Source organism: Mycobacterium sp. PO1 (genome assembly GCF_017312405.1).
In the GTDB taxonomy this organism is placed as follows: Bacteria; Actinomycetota; Actinomycetes; order Mycobacteriales; family Mycobacteriaceae; genus Mycobacterium.
In genome coordinates this window covers 1-18,357 of the sequence record NZ_BLTG01000079.1, presented here as the reverse complement: position 1 = coordinate 18,357, position 18,357 = coordinate 1, and the positions used below count along the sequence as shown (strand labels likewise).

General features: G+C 66.6%; 17 protein-coding genes. 10 read left to right on the top strand and 7 right to left on the bottom strand.

What is annotated here, in order from left to right; translation table 11 throughout:
• Nucleotides 1–10: 10 nt before the first annotated feature.
• The 5 genes from J3476_RS23105 to J3476_RS23085 form a co-directional block, all read right to left on the bottom strand.
• Nucleotides 11–1,510, bottom strand: a complete 1,500-nt coding sequence (locus tag J3476_RS23105; protein ID WP_207068683.1) for an ATP-binding cassette domain-containing protein — start codon at nt 1,508–1,510, stop codon at nt 11–13.
• Between the two features lie 22 nt (nt 1,511–1,532).
• Nucleotides 1,533–3,095 carry a thiol reductant ABC exporter subunit CydD gene (cydD, locus tag J3476_RS23100; protein ID WP_207068682.1) on the bottom strand — a complete coding sequence of 521 codons (1,563 nt, stop codon included), beginning with the start codon at nt 3,093–3,095 and terminating at the stop codon, nt 1,533–1,535.
• A gap of 53 nt (nt 3,096–3,148) precedes the next feature.
• Nucleotides 3,149–4,210, bottom strand: a complete 1,062-nt coding sequence (gene cydB / locus J3476_RS23095) for a cytochrome d ubiquinol oxidase subunit II (RefSeq protein ID WP_207068669.1) — start codon at nt 4,208–4,210, stop codon at nt 3,149–3,151.
• Between the two features lie 30 nt (nt 4,211–4,240).
• Nucleotides 4,241–5,689, bottom strand: a complete 1,449-nt coding sequence (locus J3476_RS23090; RefSeq protein WP_207068668.1) for a cytochrome ubiquinol oxidase subunit I — start codon at nt 5,687–5,689, stop codon at nt 4,241–4,243.
• Nucleotides 5,690–5,772: 83 nt separating this feature from the next.
• Nucleotides 5,773–6,366, bottom strand: a complete 594-nt coding sequence (locus J3476_RS23085; RefSeq protein WP_207068667.1) for an HdeD family acid-resistance protein — start codon at nt 6,364–6,366, stop codon at nt 5,773–5,775.
• A gap of 195 nt (nt 6,367–6,561) precedes the next feature.
• On the opposite strand from J3476_RS23085, the gene J3476_RS23080 reads away from it, so the two are divergent.
• The 7 genes from J3476_RS23080 to J3476_RS23050 are packed head-to-tail and all read left to right on the top strand — an operon-like array spanning nt 6,562 to nt 13,375.
• Complete coding sequence (locus J3476_RS23080; RefSeq protein ID WP_207068681.1) at nt 6,562–7,479, top strand: ABC transporter substrate-binding protein; 918 nt, start codon at nt 6,562–6,564, stop codon at nt 7,477–7,479.
• A gap of 15 nt (nt 7,480–7,494) precedes the next feature.
• On the top strand, nt 7,495–8,415 hold the full coding sequence (locus J3476_RS23075) for an amino acid ABC transporter permease (RefSeq protein ID WP_207068666.1): 921 nt from the start codon (nt 7,495–7,497) through the stop codon (nt 8,413–8,415).
• On the top strand, nt 8,412–9,191 hold the full coding sequence (locus tag J3476_RS23070) for an amino acid ABC transporter ATP-binding protein (RefSeq protein ID WP_163675267.1): 780 nt from the start codon (nt 8,412–8,414) through the stop codon (nt 9,189–9,191). The genes J3476_RS23075 and J3476_RS23070 overlap by 4 nt, the downstream gene beginning before the upstream one ends.
• A 20-nt stretch (nt 9,192–9,211) precedes the next feature.
• Nucleotides 9,212–10,318: a MacS family sensor histidine kinase gene (macS, locus tag J3476_RS23065; RefSeq protein WP_207068680.1), complete on the top strand. Its 1,107-nt coding sequence runs from the start codon at nt 9,212–9,214 to the stop codon at nt 10,316–10,318.
• Nucleotides 10,279–10,974 carry a response regulator transcription factor gene (locus J3476_RS23060; protein WP_207068665.1) on the top strand — a complete coding sequence of 232 codons (696 nt, stop codon included), beginning with the start codon at nt 10,279–10,281 and terminating at the stop codon, nt 10,972–10,974. The genes macS and J3476_RS23060 overlap by 40 nt, the downstream gene beginning before the upstream one ends.
• Before the next feature lie 44 nt (nt 10,975–11,018).
• Nucleotides 11,019–12,839, top strand: a complete 1,821-nt coding sequence (locus J3476_RS23055) for a DUF2339 domain-containing protein (protein WP_207068664.1) — start codon at nt 11,019–11,021, stop codon at nt 12,837–12,839.
• A 38-nt stretch (nt 12,840–12,877) separates the two neighbouring features.
• Nucleotides 12,878–13,375, top strand: a complete 498-nt coding sequence (locus tag J3476_RS23050; protein WP_207068663.1) for a DNA starvation/stationary phase protection protein — start codon at nt 12,878–12,880, stop codon at nt 13,373–13,375.
• On the opposite strand, the gene J3476_RS23045 is transcribed toward J3476_RS23050, so the two are convergent.
• Nucleotides 13,350–14,600: an adenylate/guanylate cyclase domain-containing protein gene (locus J3476_RS23045; RefSeq protein WP_207068679.1), complete on the bottom strand. Its 1,251-nt coding sequence runs from the start codon at nt 14,598–14,600 to the stop codon at nt 13,350–13,352. The genes J3476_RS23050 and J3476_RS23045 overlap by 26 nt on opposite strands.
• Nucleotides 14,601–14,658: 58 nt before the next feature.
• On the opposite strand from J3476_RS23045, the gene J3476_RS23040 reads away from it, so the two are divergent.
• On the top strand, nt 14,659–15,459 hold the full coding sequence (locus J3476_RS23040) for a nitrilase-related carbon-nitrogen hydrolase (RefSeq protein ID WP_207068662.1): 801 nt from the start codon (nt 14,659–14,661) through the stop codon (nt 15,457–15,459).
• 269 nt (nt 15,460–15,728) lie between these two features.
• Here the strand turns inward: J3476_RS23040 and J3476_RS23035 are convergent, their stop codons facing one another.
• Nucleotides 15,729–17,096, bottom strand: coding sequence for a Fic family protein (locus J3476_RS23035; protein ID WP_207068661.1), 1,368 nt, complete (start codon nt 17,094–17,096; stop codon nt 15,729–15,731).
• A 551-nt stretch (nt 17,097–17,647) separates the two neighbouring features.
• Between J3476_RS23035 and J3476_RS23030 the strand changes: the two genes are divergently transcribed.
• Entirely contained in the window at nt 17,648–18,019 is a 372-nt protein-coding gene (locus J3476_RS23030; protein ID WP_207068660.1) for a hypothetical protein, read from the top strand.
• A 188-nt stretch (nt 18,020–18,207) separates the two neighbouring features.
• The coding region (locus tag J3476_RS23025; protein ID WP_286183585.1) for a helix-turn-helix domain-containing protein at nt 18,208–18,357 on the top strand (150 nt) is incomplete at its 3' end.

Sequence of the window (18,357 nt, the reverse complement as noted above, 5' to 3'; positions counted from 1 at the left end):
GACGGTGAGACTACCTCTCCGGTGCCAGGTCGACGGTCTGACAGCCGACATCTTTGCCCAGGTGATGGGTGGCGACGACCACGGTCCGCTCGGGCCCGAACAGGGCGCCCGGGGTGAGCAGATCGACGAGGATCTGCTCGGCGTCCGAGGAGTCCAGGTGTTCGGTCGGTTCGTCGAGCAGCACCGCGGGCGCGGTCGTGATCAGCGCCCGCGCCAGCAGCAGCCTGCGCCGCTGTCCCGCGGACACCGCCGCGGCGCCACCGACGAGCACGGTGTCCAGGCCGTCGGGCAACTCGTTCAGCCACGGCCCGAGCCCGCTACGGACCAGCGCGTCGCGCAGTTCCGTGTCGGTGGCGTCACCGCGGGCGACCAGCAGGTTGTCCCGGACCGTGGTGGCGAACAGGTGGGCGTCCTCGGCGAAGAACACCCCCTGTGCCGGCTCGGAGCCGGGCAGCAGGCCCGCAGTGCGCATCAGCAGCGTGGTCTTGCCGCTTCCGCTGGGCCCGACAACCGCGACCCGCGCGCCCGGGGACAGCTCGAGTGCGGTCGACGCCGGTCGTCGCTCGTCGTCGGGGTCGGGGCGGGTGAGTGCGCCCAGACGCAGTGCGGCGATACGCGCCCGCATCAGCGCGACCGCCGCGCCGGGTAGCGCCGCGGTGGCTTCGAACGCCGACAACGGGACCAGCATCAGGATCGCCAAGGTCGTCGGGGCGACCACGTCGGAGAGCGCGACGCCGGCGAGCACGGCACCCAGCACGCTGACCCCGATGGCGGCGGTCGGCATCGCGGCGGCGACCGCGGCGGGTGCGGCCGCGTGATCCACGGCCCGTCCCCAGCGGCGCTGTTCGTCGCCGGCGGCCGCGATCACCTCCTCGAGACGACCACTGACCCGAAGCTCGGCTGCGTGCTCGAGCGCGAGCATCGCCGCCGTGTCCCGCTGCGTGTGGTGCTCGACCGCCACCTGTTCGGCGGCCCACGCCGCCCGCGCCGACAGCACGGGGGCGATGACACCTGCGACCAGCATGGAGGCGGCCAGCACTGCCGCGGCGGGCACGGAGATCAGCGCGATGAGCACGACCGCGGAGCTGCTGAGCACCGTGGCGACGCCGATGGGGACCACGGCGCGCACCACGACGTCCGACAACTCGTCGACGCTGGCGCCGATGCGCGCGACGAGGTCCCCGCTGTGGCGGCGCATGACCGCGTCGATCGGACCGGTGGCCAGCCGGGTGTACAGCTGTTCGCGGGCGTTGCCCGCGGCGCGCAGCGCAGTGTCGTGGGACGCCAGCCGTTCGCAGTACCCGAGCACCCCTCGGGAGATGCCCAGGGCCCGTACCGCGACGACCGCCACCGTCAGCTGCAGCACCGGCGGCATCTGCCAGGCGCGGGTGATCAGCCACGCCGACACCGCCGCCAGCGCGAGCGCGCTGCCCAGCGACAAAGCCCCGAACGCGATGGCCATCGCCACGCGGGGAAGCCGTGGCCGCAGCAACGACAGAGTCAGACGCATCGAGGAGGCCAGACGCAGCGCCTCAGTGTGGGACACCGACACCACCCATGTCGACGATCTGCGCGCCGACCGCCAGGACCGGCTCGCGGTGCCCGACCACCAGCACCGTCGCACCGTGTTCGGCGCGCTCGGCGATGGCGTGCAGCACCCGGGCCTCGGTCGGGCCGTCCAGGTGCGCGGTGGGTTCGTCGAACAGCAGCACCGGCGCGGGGGAGCCGAGCACCCGGGCCAACCCCAGACGTTGACGCTGCCCCAGCGACAATCCCACCCCGCCGCGTCCGATGCGCGTCTGCAACCCGTGCGGCAGGCCGGCCAGCACCTCGTCGAAACACGCTGCCCGACAGGCGGCGTCGAGGTCCGGTAGCGGACCGAACAGCTGCAGGTTCTCGCCGACGGTGCCGGGCACCAGCACCGGGCGCTGCGCCAGCCACGCCAGGCGGGACCACCACTGACGCGCGTCGAGGTCCTCGATGTCGGTGCCGTTGATCCGGATCCGTCCGGCCGGCGTCGGGCCCAGCCCCAGGATCGCCTGCAGCAGCGTGGACTTGCCGATGCCGTTGGGTCCGGTGAGCACCGTGACCGCACCGGGCGTGACCGTCATCGTCGGTGTGTCGACCTCGATGGTGACCGCGTCACCGGTGACGGGTGCGCGCCCGGACCCGGATGCCGGCGCCGTGTCGATGAGGTCGAATGCGGCCTGCACCGCGGTCTTTCCGTCCTGGGCGGAGTGGAACGCCGCTCCGACCCGGCGCAACGGCCAGAACACCTCGGGCGCGAGCAGCAGCGCCGTCAGGCCGGCGGTCAACGTCATCTCGCCGTACACCAGTCGCATCCCGACACTGACGGCGACCAGCGCCACCCCGAGGGTGGCCAGCACCTCGAGCACCAGCGCTGACAGGAATGCGATGCGCATGGTGGCCATGGCCGAGCGCCGGTGTGCGGCGTTCAGTTCCGCGATGCGGGCGGTCGACCCGGCGGCGCGGCCCAGCGCCCGCAAGGTGGGCAGCCCGGCGACCAGATCCAGCAGCCGTGACTGCAGCGTCGACATCGCGGCCAGCGCCGCCGCCGAGCGTTCGGCGGTCGCCATCCCGATCAGCACCATGAAGAGCGGGATGAGGGGCAGCGCGACGAGCACGACGACCGCCGACTGCCAGTCGACGATGGCGATCACCGCCGCCGTGACCGGGGTCAGGATCGCCGCGACGAACAGTGCGGGCAGATAGGTGGTGAAGTACACCCGCAGACCGTCGAGTCCACGCGTCACGACGATGGCGGCGTCGTCGCGGTGGCGGGCCAGTTCCCGCGGCGGCATCGCCGTCGCGGCGGTCATGACCTGGTCGGCCAGGTCGGCGATCACCGCGCTGGCGCCGCGTTGCGCCAGCTTCCCCTGCTGCCACACGGCCAGCGCACGCAGCACCCACAGAGCAGCCAGCAGCGTGATCGGCGCGGTCAGGACGGCCAGCTCGCGCGATGCAGGATCGGTGATGACGCGGGCGACGATCCCGGCGAGGACGATCGCCGACGCGATGGTGGTCGCCGCGATCAGCACACCGCACGCCGTCGTGGCGACCAGGAATCGGCGCATCGCCGCCGAGGCCCGCCACAGCCGCGGGTCTATCGGGGCGCGCGAGGTGTCTGTCAGGACGAACGCCTCGACAGTCCGATCGATTCGGGAATCGAGTCGGCGCTGATGCGCTTGCGGAACACCCAGTAGGACCATGCCTGGTAGCCCAGGACCAACGGGAGCAGCGTGAGCGAGGCCCAGCTCATGATCTTCAGGGTGTAGGGAGTCGAGGACCCGTTGAAGATCGTGACGCTCCACTCGGGGTTCAGCGTGGACGGCAGCAGGTTCGGATACAGCGACCCGAAGATCAGCACCGCCACCGAGGCGACGACGAGCACCGTCGAGAAGAACGCCCACCCTTCCCGGCTCTGACTCCACATCAGCGCGACCGCGACCAGCAGGGCGACGACCGCGGCGGCCAGGGCCAGCCAGGTCCAGGATTTGCCGTGGGCCAGCTGGGTCCACAGACCGAACCCGCCGGCCAGCGCGATGACCGGCACCGTCAGGATCCGGGCGAACCGGAACGCGTTGTCGCGGATCTCCCCGCTGGTCTTGAGCGCCACGAAGGTCGATCCGTAGAACGCGAACAGCGAGGCGGTGGCCAGCCCACCCAGCAATGTGTAGGGATTCACCACGTCGTACAGCGTCGCCTGGGAAGCGCCGTCGGCGTCGATGGGCAGACCCTGCACCAAGACCGCGAACGCCACCCCCCACAGGATGGCGGGCAGCCATGAGCCCAGGGCGATCCCGATGTCGGCCCAGTCACGCCACTTGGGATCGTCGATCTTGCCCCGCCACTCGATGCCGACGATCCGCACGATCATGCCGAACAGGATGGCGAGCAGCGGCAGGTACAGCGCCGAGAACACGGTGGCGTACCACACCGGGAACGCGGCGAACATCGCCGCGCCTGCGGTGATCAGCCACACCTCGTTGCCGTCCCACACCGGCCCGATCGTGTTCAGCGCGGCCCGGCGGTGCCGTTCGGCCGTGTCGTGGCCACCACCTTCGATGTTCTTGCTGGCGGCCCCGAACGGGATCATCAGCATGCCGACGCCGAAGTCGAATCCCTCCAGGATCAAGAATCCGAGGAACAGCGCCGCTATGAGGAAGAACCACAGTTCCTGTAGTCCCATCAGAATTCACGTCCTCTCAGCACGCGGCGGTCAGTAGGCGAAGGAAAGGGGTGCCACGTCGTCGTCGCTCGGCGACTTCGGTGGTGCCGGCTCGGAGTCGTGTTCCTGCGGCCCTTCGGTGACGTAGCGGCGCATCAGGAAGAACCACACCACCGCCAGCGCGCCGTAGATGGCGGTGAAGGTGATCAGCGAGAACAGCACCATGCCCGCCGAATGTCCGGAGACACCCTCCTGCACCGTCATTCGCACCATCTGGTCACCGGTCGGGTTGGGCACCACGACCCACGGTTGCCGGCCCATCTCGGTGAACACCCAGCCCGCTGAGTTACCCAGGAACGGGGTGGGAATGGTCAGGATGCCGAACAGGCCGAACCAGCGTTGATCGGGGATACGCCCCCTGCGGGTGAGCCACAGGGCTGCCAGCGCGAAGGCCACCGGGATCAACAGGAACCCGATCATGGCGCGAAACGCCCAGTAGGTGACGAACAGGTTCGGCCGGTAGTCGCCGGGACCGAACTTCTCCTGGTATTCCGCCTGCAGGTCGTTGACCCCGTCGAGGGTCACCCCGGTGAACTTGCTCTCGGCCAGGAATGGCAGCACATAGGGCACCTCGATAAGGTGGATGACGCTGTCGCAGTTGTTGTGCGTGCCGACGGTGAGGATGGAGAAGTTGGGATCGGTCTCGGTGTCACACAACGACTCCGCGGATGCCATCTTCATCGGTTGCTGGACGAACATCAGCTTGCCCTGGAAGTCGCCGGTCAGGAAGAGTCCGCCGGCCGCGATCAGCGCCACCAGGCTGCCCATGATGGTCGCCGGGCGGTACATGGAGCGGGCCTCGGTTGTCTTGTGGTCGCGCACCATCAGCCAGGCTGAGACCCCGGCGACGAACACCCCGGCGGTGAGGAAGGACCCGGCGACGACATGCAGGAACGCCCAGATCGCGGTGTTGTTGGTCAACAGCGCCCCGAAGTCGACGAGTTCGGCTCGACCGGTGTCGGGGTTGAACCGGGCGCCGACCGGGTGCTGCATGAACGAGTTGGCGGCGATGATGAAGTAGGCCGAGGCGTTGACGCCGAAGGCGACGATCCAGATGCAGGCGAGGTGCACAGCCCGGGGCAGCCGGCCCCAGCCGAAGATCCACAACCCGATGAAGGTGGATTCGAAGAAGAACGCGATCAGCCCTTCGAAGGCGAGCGGGGCTCCGAAGATGTCGCCGACGAACTTGGAGTACTCGCTCCAGTTCATGCCGAACTGGAACTCCTGGACGATGCCGGTGGCGACGCCGAGCGCGAAGTTGATCAGGAACAGTTTGCCGAAGAACCGCGTCAGCCGGTACCAGGCGGTGTTGCCGGTGATGTGCCACGCGGTCTGCATGGCAGCGATCAGCGGTGCCAGGCCGATCGTCAGCGGGACGAAGATGAAGTGGTAGACCGTGGTGATCCCGAACTGCCACCGCGAGACATCCAACGCGTCCATTCGCCGCTCCCAGGCTGTACTGACCTAATCTACGACACAGTGTAGTAACTATTGGGGCGCTGTGCGCTAGGGACTTCCGGCCCTCATTCGGTCGTGGCGGCGGTGACTTCCTGCCTGAATTCCGTCATTTTCTTGCTCGCGCTGCGGATACCGAAGGCCGAGACCACCTCGAACGCCCCCAGAACGATCAGCCAGATGCCGACCACCTGGGTGAGGATGGCAAGCGACTCGAACGGAACGGCGAGCATGATCACACCGGCGATGAGGCTGATCACCCCGATGAAGATCTCCCAGCCCCGCCCAGGCAGCGTCGGGTCGCTGATCGCGGACACCAGGGTCGCCACGCCGCGGAAGATGAACCCGATCCCGATCCAGATGGCCAGCAGCAGCACCGCATCGCCGAAGTTGATGAAGCACATCACGGCCAACACGAGCGCCGCGGCGCCGCTGATGAACAGCAGTACCCGACCGGCCAGGGAGACCTTCAGGCTGAACGCGAACACCACCTGGGTGATGCCGGCGACCAACAGATATGCCGCGAAGAAGACCGACGCCACGAAGATGCTGATGCCGGGCCACACCAGCACCATGACGCCGAGGATGACGGCAAGAATTCCTGAAAGCAGCACGGTTTTCCACAGATGCTGCAACATGCTTGGGGGAGCACCGGTTTCCATTCGCGCAGTGTGGCACACCCGCTGCGCCGACCCGCCGATTTCGCGTTACCGCTGTGTTGTCTCCACACGGTCGTTAATGTTCCGTTACCGGCGCTGCGCGCCGGGTCATCGGTCGTTAACGTCCTTGGCTGGAGATGACCGGAGAGAACTCCGGTCAAGGCTGACGGCCCGAAGCAGAAAGTAGAGGCAACCGTGTTGTTGGGTGGAATCCAAGAGCGCCGGACGAGGTTCTGGCGCATCGCGGCCGTCTTCGCCGCTAGCGGAGCCCTGGCCCTTTCGGGCTGTTCCAGCAGTACCGACTCCAGCGCACCCGAGTCGCCGACCGAGAGTGTGCAGGCCGAGACAGTCGAAGAGATCGCGAACACCGTGCCCGAGCCCATCAAGTCCTCGGGCAAGCTGATCGTCGGTGTCAACATCCCGTACGCCCCGATGGAGTTCAAGGACCCGCAGGGCCAGATCGTCGGCTTCGACGTCGATCTGATGAATGCGATCGCCGCGACGCTCGGTCTGACGCCGGAGTATCGCGAGGCGGACTTCGCCAAGATCATCCCGTCCATTCAGGGCGGCACCTTCAACGTCGGGATGTCGTCGTTCACCGACAGCAAGGAGCGCGAGGAGCAGGTCGACTTCGTCACCTATTTCTCCGCGGGCACGCTGTGGGCCAAACCGGCCGGCGCCGACATCACGCCCGAGACCGCCTGCGGCAAGCGGGTCGCCGTGCAGGCCACCACCGTCCAGGAGACCGACGAGCTGCCCGCCCGCAGTCGGGAGTGCACCGACGCCGGGCAACCGGCGATCCAGATCGTGCCGTTCGACAGCCAGGACGCCGCGACGAACGCGGTCGTGCTGGGCCAGGCCGACGCGATGTCGGCCGACTCGCCGGTGACGCTGTATGCGATCAAGCAGACCAACGGAAAGCTCGAACAGGCCGGCGAGGTGTTCGACTCGGCTCCCTACGGCTGGCCGGTGGAGAAGGGCTCGCCGTTGGCCCAGTCGCTGCAGCAGGCGCTCGAGCATCTGATCGAGAACGGTCAGTATCGCGAGATCGCGGCGAACTGGGGGCTGGAGGAAGGCCTCATCGACAAGCCGGTGATCAACGGCGCGGTCTCCTGACCGGGGACTGTTCGCATGAGTGATGCGGCTGCGCCGTCGGCCATCGATGCCGTCCCGCTGCGACATCCGTGGCGATGGGTGACGGCGGCCGTCATCCTCGTGGTGGTGGCCCTGTTCCTGTACGGGGCCGCCACCAACCCGGCTTACGGCTGGGCGACGTTCTTCGAGTACCTGTTCAACGAGCGGGTGCTGCTCGGGGTGTTCAACACCATTCAGCTGACCGTCTACTCGATGGTCATCGGCATCGTGCTCGGTGTCGCGCTCACCATCATGCGCATGTCGGGAAACCCGGTGATGAGTGCGGTGGCGTGGGTGTTCCTGTGGGTGTTCCGCGGCACGCCGGTGTACGTGCAGCTGGCGTTCTGGGGTCTGCTGCCGGTGATCTATCAGAACATCCAGCTCGGTGTGCCGTTCGGGCCCACGCTGGTGCAGTTCGACCTGCAGTCGTTCTCGTTCCCGTTCATGCTGGCGGTGCTCGGGCTGGCACTCAACGAGGCCGCCTACATGGCCGAGATCGTGCGCGCCGGGATCACCTCGGTGCCGGAGGGGCAGCTGGAGGCCTCGACGGCGCTGGGCATGTCCTGGTCGCTGGCCATGCGCCGCACCGTGTTGCCGCAGGCGATGCGGGTGATCATCCCGCCGACCGGCAACGAGGTCATCAGCCTGCTCAAGACGACCTCGCTGGTGACCGCGGTGCCGTATGCCTTCGACCTGTACAGCATCGCCACCCGCGAGATCGCCGCGCGGATCTTCCAGCCCGTGCCGCTGCTACTGGTCGCTGCGGTGTGGTACCTGGCGATCACCAGCGTGTTGATGGTGGGACAGTTCTATCTGGAGCGCTACTTCTCTCGTGGCGCGTCGCGGAAGCTGACCACCAAGCAACTTGATGCGCTGGCGTCTGCTCAGGCGGGGCCGACGGAACGGGAGGGGCAATGACGACCCAGGAAGCCGACCGGCCGGTGGTCAAAGCCGAGCTCGTCTGCAAGGACTTCGGGGCGCTGAAGGTGCTCAAGGGCATCACCCTCGAGGTGCAGAAGGGCCAGGTACTGGTGTTGGTGGGACCGTCGGGCTCGGGGAAGTCGACGTTCCTGCGGTGCATCAACCACCTCGAAACCATCAGCGCGGGAAGGCTGTACGTCGACGGACAGCTGGTGGGTTACCGCGAGCGCGGCGGCAAGCTGCACGAGATGAAGCCCGCCGATGTCGCCCGGCAGCGCCGCGATGTGGGCATGGTGTTCCAGCATTTCAACCTGTTTCCGCACCGCACCGCGCTGGGCAACATCGTCGAAGCGCCGGTTCAGGTCAAGGGCGTGAAGAAGGCGCGAGCCCTCGAGCGGGCCCGTGATCTCCTCGATCAGGTCGGCTTGGCGGACAAGGCCGAGGCCTATCCCGCACAGCTCTCCGGCGGGCAGCAGCAGCGAGTCGCGATCGCCCGCGCACTGGCGATGGATCCGAAGCTGATGCTGTTCGACGAGCCGACCTCGGCGCTGGATCCCGAACTCGTCGGCGAGGTGCTGGCGGTGATGAAGAAGCTCGCCTCCGAGGGCATGACCATGGTGGTGGTCACCCACGAGATGGGTTTCGCGCGTGAGGTCGCCGACGAGCTGGCGTTCATGGACGGCGGGGTGGTCGTCGAGCGCGGCAACCCGCGCGAGGTGATGGCCAACCCTCAGCACGAACGGACGAAAGCGTTTCTCTCCAAGGTGATGTAGCGCCCGACCCGGCCGCGCCGCTGTGGCGGGCGGCTCAGGTGTTCCGGCTGCTCAGTTGCCTCTACGCGCTGGGCTTTCAGTTCGCGATCAACGCGGACCTCGACCACCCGCTGGCCGGCTGGCTGCTGTTCGGTGTCCTGATCGTGGTCAGCGTCGGTTACGCCATCGCCTACCTGCGGGGCTTCGGCCGGCGCCCGGGCTGGGTGATCGTCGAGATCGTCGTGGTGCTGGCGTTGATGCTGTCCACCGAGGTGGTCGCCGGTGACCAGTGGGTGGCCGACAACCAGTCCTGGCCGACCACGCTGTGGGCCACCAACGCCGTGATCTCGGCGGCGATCCAGTTCGGTCCGATCGCCGGCATGCTGACCGGCTTGGCCGTGATGGCCGCCGCCGCAGCGCTCAAGGGTTACGTCCACATCGATCTCGGCCGTCACGCGACGCTGGTCATCGAGCTCGCTGTCGGGCTGGCGGTGGGTATGGCCGCCCAGACCGCGCGCCGGGCGCACGCCGAACTGCAACGCGCGGTGCGGCTCTCGGCCGCGCTCGAGGAGCGTGAGCGGCTCTCCCGTCAGGTCCACGACGGGGCGATCCAGGTGCTGGCGCTGATGGCGCGCCGCGGACGCGAGATCGGTGGTGAGACAGGGCGGTTGGCCGAGCTGGCGGGGGAGCAGGAGCGGGCACTGCGCCGGCTGGTCAGCTCGGCCGGGACCGAACCGGCCGATCCCGGCACTGCCGACGTGGGGGCGCTGGTGCGCAGGCGCGCCTCCGACCGGGTGTCGGTCAGTGTGCCCGCCGAGCCGGTGTTGCTGGACGCCACCGTCGCCGGCGAGCTGATTGCCGCGGTCGGCAACGCCCTGGACAATTCCGAGAAGCACGCCGGGCCGGACGCGCGTGCGTATGTTCTCGTCGAGGACCTCGGCGACGCCGTCACCGTCAGTGTTCGCGACGACGGAGTGGGCATTCCGGATGGGCGGCTCGCTGAAGCGGCCGCCGAGGGGCGGCTCGGAATCGCGAAATCGATTGTGGGAAGAATGAACTGGTTGGGCGGCCGGGCGGAGTTGAGCACGGGTGCCGGCGCGGGCACGGAATGGGAGCTCACGGTGCCCAGGACGGGGGGGATCGGGTGACTGAACGGCGCACGACGGTGATGGTGGTCGACGACCATCCGATCTGGCGCGACGCCGTCGCCCGTGACCTCGCCGACGATGGTTTCGATGTGGTCGCGACCGCCGACGGAGTGGCCTCGGCCAGACGGCGGGCCGCGGTCGTGTTGCCCGACGTGGTGCTGATGGACATGCGGCTGGTCGACGGCGGCGGGGCGCAGGCCACCGCCGAGGTGCTCGCGGTGTCCCCGTCGTCGAAGGTGCTGGTGCTGTCGGCCTCCGATGAGCGCGAGGACGTGCTGGAGGCTGTGAAGGCCGGCGCGACGGGTTACCTGGTCAAGAGCGCGTCGAAGCAGGAACTCGACGACGCGGTGCGCGCCACCGCGCAGGGGCGGGCGGTGTTCACGCCGGGGCTGGCCGGGTTGGTGCTCGGGGAGTACCGGCGGATCGCGCGTGACTCGGCGAGTCCGTCCGGCCCGCCGGTTCCGAGCCTGACCGAGCGCGAAACCGAGATCCTGCGGTTCGTGGCCAAGGGGCTGACAGCCAAGCAGATCGCCGAGCGGTTGTCGCTGAGCCATCGCACGGTCGAGAACCACGTTCAGGCGACATTCCGCAAGCTGCAGGTCGGCAACCGGGTCGAGCTGGCCCGCTACGCGATCGAACACGGTCTCGACGAGTAGTTGTACTCATCCTCTGGGCGCCCGGTCGTTGCGAGGATGACGGTATGACCGAACCGCATGCCGTGATCGCCAGGATCCGTGCCGACCTCGCGGCCATGACGCATCAACTCGACAGGGTCTCGACCGACTTTGCCGAGCTCGACCGGATGCTGGCGTGGCAATCCGGCGCACCGGCGCCTGTTCGGCCGCCCGCCGCGCCCGCCGCGCCGCCTCCGCCCGCGCCGCGGTACTGGCCCTCGTATCTGCCGGTCCAGCCGGTGCCGTACTACCCGCCGGGGGCCGCGCCGCCGCTGCGGAACCCCGAATCGAAACCCCGGTCGGAGGGCTGGATCGGCAAGCTGCTCGCCGTTGCCGGGGTGTCGGTGACGCTGGTGGGCGTCGTCCTGTTGCTGGTGCTGGCCGCCCAGGCCGGTCTGCTGCGGCCCGAATTCCGCGTCGGGGCGGGGGCGGTGCTGGCTGCGGCGTTGGTGGCCGCGGGGTGGTGGCTCAACTCCCGTCCCGGTGGCCGGGTCGGGGCGATCGCGCTGGCAGCCACCGGCGTGGCGACGGCCTACATCGACGTCATCGCCGTCACTGCGATCTACGGCTGGGTGGTTCCGGCTGTCGGGCTGACGCTGGCAGCGGCGGTCGCTGCCGCGGGACTGGCGCTGGCCCGCCGCTGGGATACTCAGCAGCTCGGTCTGTTGGTGCTGGTGCCGATGATCGTGTTGGCGCCCGTGGTGACCGACGGGATCACGCTGCTCCTGGTCGGGTTCATGCTGGCGTTGTCGGCGGTGTCGCTGCCGGTACAGCTGGGCCGGGACTGGATCTGGCTGCAGGCCGCCCGCATCGCGGTCGCCGTCCTGCCGCTGTGGATTGCGCTGCTGGCGCGTGCGATCAACGACCGGGACGATCCCTGGCTGGCCGGCGCGTGTGCCATCGCCGCCCTGATCGCGATCGGCACCGGTCTGATCCTGCTGCCGGGCACCACCAACCGGGTGTGGATGGCTCTGTTGACCGCGGCCGGCGTCGCCCCGGTGCTGGCCGTGGGAGTGGCGGTGGACCAGGTGCTCGCCGCGCTGATGGCCGCGGCTGTCGCGGCGGGCATGTTGGCACTTGCGTTGGCCGGGCACCGGCTGCCGGGGGTCACACCAGCGGTACGCCAGGTTTTCGGCGCCTTGTCGGCCGTCGCGGCACTGGTCGCCGTCACCGCCGCGTTCGACGGGCGCGTGGCCGGGCCCGTACTGCTGGCGCTGGCTGTGGTGGTGGCGGTGGCGGGTCGCCGGGACACCACGGCGCGGTGGGCGGCGTTCGGCTTCACGCTCGTCGGCGCCGGAGTCCATTTGAGCTACTCGCCGCTCTTCACGCTGCTCGAACCGGTGAAGACCAGTACAGCTGCGGGCGTCTCGACGTTGGTGTCCAGTGTTCTGCTCGCATCGAGCGCGGTGGCGGTGCTGTGGTCGTGGCGCAGCAGGGAGGCAGCGCTGTGGGTGGTCGCCGGCGGGGTGGTCGTCTACTCGGTCACATCGTTCACCGTCACGGCGGGCACGATGCTCGCCGGTGACGGCGCCGGCTTCTACGGCGGCCACATGGTCGCGACGATCTGCTGGATCGTGCTGGCCGCCGCGTTGTTCGGCTACGCGGCCCGACGCTCCCGGGCCGAGCGTTCTGTCCCGATCGGGGCGGGACTCGCGCTGGTGGCCGCCGCGGTGGCCAAGTTGTTCCTGTTCGACCTCGGCACGCTCGACGGCATCTTCCGTGTCGTGGTGTTCATCGTTGTCGGGTTGATCCTGCTTGGCATGGGCGCCGGATACGCCCGGTTGCTCGACAAGCAGGACAGACAGGATCACGAGAATACCGTCGACGTGACGACCGACACCGGCTAAACTGGACTCAATCCAGAAAGCCGGACGTTGGGAGAGACATGAGTACTACAGCGAACCGTCGCAGGACCGATGCCGAGATCAGTGGATTCCATGCCTCCCCGGCGTTGGCCGAATCCCTCCAGCGAGTGCTGGTCGACCTCATCGAACTGCATCTGCAGGGCAAGCAGGCGCACTGGAACGTCGTCGGCACCAACTTCCGCGACCTGCACCTTCAACTCGACGAGGTGGTCGACTTCGCCCGCGAGGCCAGCGACACCGTGGCCGAGCGGCTGCGGGCGCTCGACGCCGTGCCGGACGGCCGCTCGGACACCGTGGCGTCGACCACGTCACTGCCGGACTTCCCGGCGTACGAACACAGCACCGGCGAGGTCGTCGACCTCATCACCGCACGCGTCTACGCCGCGGTGGACACCATCCGGTCGGTGCACGACACCGTGGACGCCGAGGACCCCAGCACCGCCGACATCCTGCACCAGCTCATCGACGGGCTGGAGAAGCAGGCTTGGTTGCTCAAGTCGGAGAACCGGAAGGTCTGAGCGGGCGGTGCCCGACGAGGTACCACGTGTGCATGGTGCCCTTGCCCTTGATGTCGACCACACCGCGTTCCTCGAGCACGAACCGGTGCCGCAGGCGGTCATAAACGTTGTCGGGCACCTGAATTCGGCCTTCGACGTCGGTGGTCTCCATACGGGAGGCGACGTTCACGGCGTCGCCCCACACGTCGTAGAAGAACTTGCGGGCACCGACCACTCCGGCCACGACGGGGCCCGCGGCCATGCCGATGCGCAGCGGCACCTCCCGGCCCCACGGATCTTTGAGATCGGCCACGGCGTCGGCCATGTCGAGAGCCAGCGCCGCCAGCGCCTCGAGGTGATCGGACCGCGGCGTCGGGACCCCGCTGACCACCATGTACGAATCGCCGCTGGTCTTGACCTTCTCCAGGCCGTGGCGGTCGACCAACGCGTCGAGGTCGGTGTAGAGCAGATCCAGAAACCGCACGAGGTCGGCCGGGGGGGTGTCGCTGGCGCGCTTGGTGTAGCCGGCGATGTCGGCGAACAGGATCGACGCGTCGTCGTACTTGTCGGCGATCACGCTGCGTGACGGATCTTTGAGCCGCTCGGCGATCGTCGTCGGCAAGATGTTGGCCAGCAACCGTTCGGAGCGTTCGTACTCGGCCTCCATCGCCGCCTCGGCGCGGTCGATCTCGCGCAGCGTGTACCAGATCGTGGCCACCACCATCACCGCCGAGCCCACCACCGAGCTGACGAAACCGACGGTCAGCGTCCACGGCGGACCCAACCCCCGGCTCTCTGGCACGGTCATCTCCAGTGCGATGGTCAGCGCTCCGCCCGCGGCAGCGACCAGCGAGGCCAGCACGATGCGTTCGATGCCCAGCACGAGCACCATCAGCGAGGCCGCGACCAAGAAGTAGAACTGCAGGCCGGATCCGGTGCCCACCGTGTAGCACATGAAACCGACCGACGCGTAGGCGAACACCGCGAACGTCAGTGGTGCGACGAGCTCACCGTAGGGGCACAGCTTGGGGATGACCAGGAACACCACGGCGCACGCGACGTTCGCCACGCCCAGCCACCACAGGGCACCGCCCAGCGTCAGCTGCAGGGCACCGAACGATGCCGTCACCGCCGCTGCGATCCAGCTGGCCAGTTTGAGCACCCGCACCCGGCGGGCCACCCGGTCGCTGTGATGCCGACTCGGCGACCAGGCGCGGCCCGTCAGAGCAACTTCGGGTACGCACATCGGCCGCACGCTGAGCACGGCCAAAGACTATCGCCCGGACGACGACTAACCTGCAGGAATGACGCGTATCGCGTGCTGCCAACTCGACCCCGTACTGGGTGATCTCGACGGCAACGACGAGCTGATCCGCGCAGCGCTGACCGAGGCCGTCGCCGCTGGTGCCGACGTCGTGGTCCTGCCCGAGCTGGTGACGTCGGGGTACATGTTCACCGATGCCGCCGAGGCGCGGACGGCGGCATTGTCGGCGGACAGTCCCCGATTCGCCGAATGGGCTGCGCTGCTGGGCAATTCGATCGCCGTGTTGGGATTCTGCGAACTCGGCAACGACGGGGGGCTGTACAACAGCGCCGCGGTGCTGCAGTCCGACGGCGTCACCTCGGTGTACCGCAAAACCCACCTGTGGGACCGGGAGAAGCTGATCTTCACGCCGGGGGAGCAGCTGCCGCCACTGCTCCAGACGCGCCACGGCGTGCTCGCGGTGATGGTCTGCTACGACCTCGAGTTCGCCGAGCTGACCCGCCACGTTGCCGTGGCCGGCGCCGAACTGTTCGTCGCGCCGGTGAACTGGCCGCTGTTCCCGCGTCCGGCCGGTGAGCACCCCGGCGAGGTGATCACCGCGATGTCCACCGCGCGGCTGAATCGGGTGGCCGTGGCCGTGTGCGACCGGGCCGGCGTGGAGCGGGGGCAGGCCTGGACCGGCGGCACCGTCATCGTCGATCCCGACGGCTGGATCGCCGCCGAAGCGGGGCCGGGGGTGGGGACAGCGGTCGCCGACATCGATCTGGCGCGAACGCGTGACAAGAAGCTGACCGAACATGTCGACCTGCTGGCCGACCGCAGGCTCGACCTCTACGGCTGAGCTGGGGTTATCCGGTGCCCTCGGTGAGATTCGAACTTTCCCGAAATCGTCCACACCGCCAGCGTCGACCTTGGCCAGCACACAAAGGAGGTTCAGCGTCGGCGACGTGCCTAACCTTGCACAATGGCGAAGCCAGAAGCGCAGGGCCCACGCTGTCGTCGTATTCTTGTTTTATTAATCGCGTAGCGGCCCAGTATTCAGCAACGCCGATCGAACGTCAGCGCTTTAGTCTGGAAAGATACATATCGGGCGCGGTGTGCTGGCCTGTCTTAGCGGCGTTTCCTCGCTTCCTCCTCAATCTTTTCTAACAATGTCGCGATTACTGCCTCAGCCCATGCGGCTAGCTTCAACTTCAATTGCTCAGTAGCCTCCGGCACTAGCTCTCTAAGCCAAACCTCCAATCCTCTATCGACGTTCGACTGAATCATCAAGTCAGCATGGGCATCCGGGGTGATCTTGACGAAGGTTCCAACTGCGATTAGTACAGTGATCCGGACTGGAAAATCGGCTCTAGCGGTAATGGACCAGCTGCCATTCCTACCAATGTCTGCGTATCCTGGTTGAGCTTTTGGAGTCGCCGGGATTCGGATGGTCGTTGTTGAAATCGACAGAGCGGACGGAACCGCAAGCTGCTTTAGTTGTCGCCCGGTCTCTGCCCTGGCCATATCGCGCAGTCGACCGCCGGCGGCTGCCAACTCTTCATCACGGACGCCACTATCGAATAGTTTATTGAGACTTTGGATGGTCTTCTCAGCCGGGCGTGCACTATTTTGCAGCATAGTTCGGATGAGATTCATTGCATCGATCGCTCGTGTGGCGATGAATTCGACAAATAAGCTCGGATCACCGTTATCCGCGGCCTCTAAAGCGTCATAATAGGAATTTCGCTGGTCGGCGAATACGATGAGCGGGATCCCAGGTTGTCGGTAAAGAAAAACGGAGCTTAAGGCTCTGGCAACGCGGCCATTCCCGTCAGCGAACGGGTGAATGCAAACATAAGCGTAATGAGCATACGCTGCCTGTAAAATCGTGTGCGCAGACTTGAATTCTGGACATCTCAGTTCGTCGACGAGTCGTCGCATTTCAGGTCCAGTGTCATTCACAGGTGCGTATGCATGCACACGGCCGTCCAATAGGGTTGGACTGTTTGGCATGGTCTTGTAGGTGCCTTTCGGCAGCGGTTGGTCTCGTGGTCCCGTTGGCGTCAGCACTCGGTATGTTCTCTGACTGCTGCAAATGATCGCGTGAATTTCTTTGATCCACTTTTCGGTGATCTCGACACTCATTGTTGCTGCATCTAGTACAAATTCGTATGCATTTAGAGCATCATCGAAGGCCGGTCGAACGTGGGCTCCGCGAGCGTCCATCATTGCCTCCCACGCCGCCGCTTGCGTCGCCACAGTGCGTGTGAAACCGCGATCTACCTCGTAGATGCCTTCAATTGCGTTAGTGTCAACCGCGGCATACCGCTGAGCAGACTCCATCACAGTGGAGAGGATTGACGAATCCGACAGATCTTTTGCGGTAGAAAACATATTGGCATACCTGTCAAAGGCATCAGTACCAAGTTCGCCGGTGTACCACTCCGCGAATGTAGGAATTGGCTTGTAGATCCCGCTGCCACCTGATTCGACCATGCCAGGAATCTACCGCCCCTCATTCTGGGCGATGATGGTCTGACCTGTCTATCCTCCGGGTTCTTCCAACCAAAGGCGGCGCGCCACGCTCCGGGTTTGTAGGAATGCGGACAGTGTTGTTGGGGGATGGGGGATGCCGCAGACGTAGGTGCGCAGCAGAACTTCAGTGCGCCTGCTGCAACGAGCCTGTCGGAGGCGGACCGCCCAACCCATAGGTTCTAGAGCGGTTATGGCTGCGGCGCGGTAGGTAGACGCTGCGTACAAGGGGAACGTTGCTCGCATGGCTTGAGAGCGGACACCGCCATCGGAGCAAGGTCGACTTCGCCTATGACCGGACGCGGAAGCTGGCTGCCTCGGAGAAGGAACAAGTGATCGAGTTCCTTCGGGACGCCACAAAAGGGATGGGTGGACAGACCAAACAAAGCGATTCCGCCGCCACCGATGAGGCTAACGGCGGCGGGCTGGACTCTGCTGCGTCTCTGGGCGGACCGGCCGCCCGCCGAGGTGGCCAAGGCGGCGCGAAGGGTCGTTCAAATGGTTGACTCCTCGCCATGTCTTACGCTAAGCGCGAGCAGCCGCCGTCCGGACTGTTCAAATGGATTCGCGAGGAGGGCTTTTGGCGCGAAGTAGCCAGCGGCACGGTGTCGAGCTTGATTGTGGTGCTCAGTGGTTACTTGTACGCCGTACTGGCCGGATATATCGGAAACGTGAGCTTTTGGCGTGCTGTCGGCGCGGCGCTCTTTATGGTCGCCTTCTTCATCGTCACGAGTCTGTATGTCCGCCAAGTTCGCAGGGTGACGAAGGCAACTGACTACACCGGCATTGGCATCGGCGTCCTCGTTATTTTTTGGACTCCTCTGTTCTTCGTGTGTGCTGGTGCGCTGCTGATTGCGCTCGACGTGCTCCTCAACTGGCAGCCATGAAGGCGGACCCGCTGAGGGGCGACGTGCTTCCGCTGAAAGGAGCCGTAGCCTTCGATGGCCTAGATGTACTACCCAGGCAGGTTGGTTGAAGAAGTGTGACGACTCGCTGTAGCGGTCGTTGATTGGCGAAGGCCTCCCGTCGTGGAGTGGAGCTGCTACCACTTCACTTCAACGAACGGGAGACCTTCATGGTCCACGCTAACGCTGTGTTGACTCCGCGCGGCCGGTTGTTGCTTGCGCGTCTGATCGTCGATGAAGGCTGGTCAGTAGTTCGGGCCGCCGAGCACTTCCACGTGTCCTGGCCGACGGCCAAACGATGGGCAACCCGCTACTTGGCG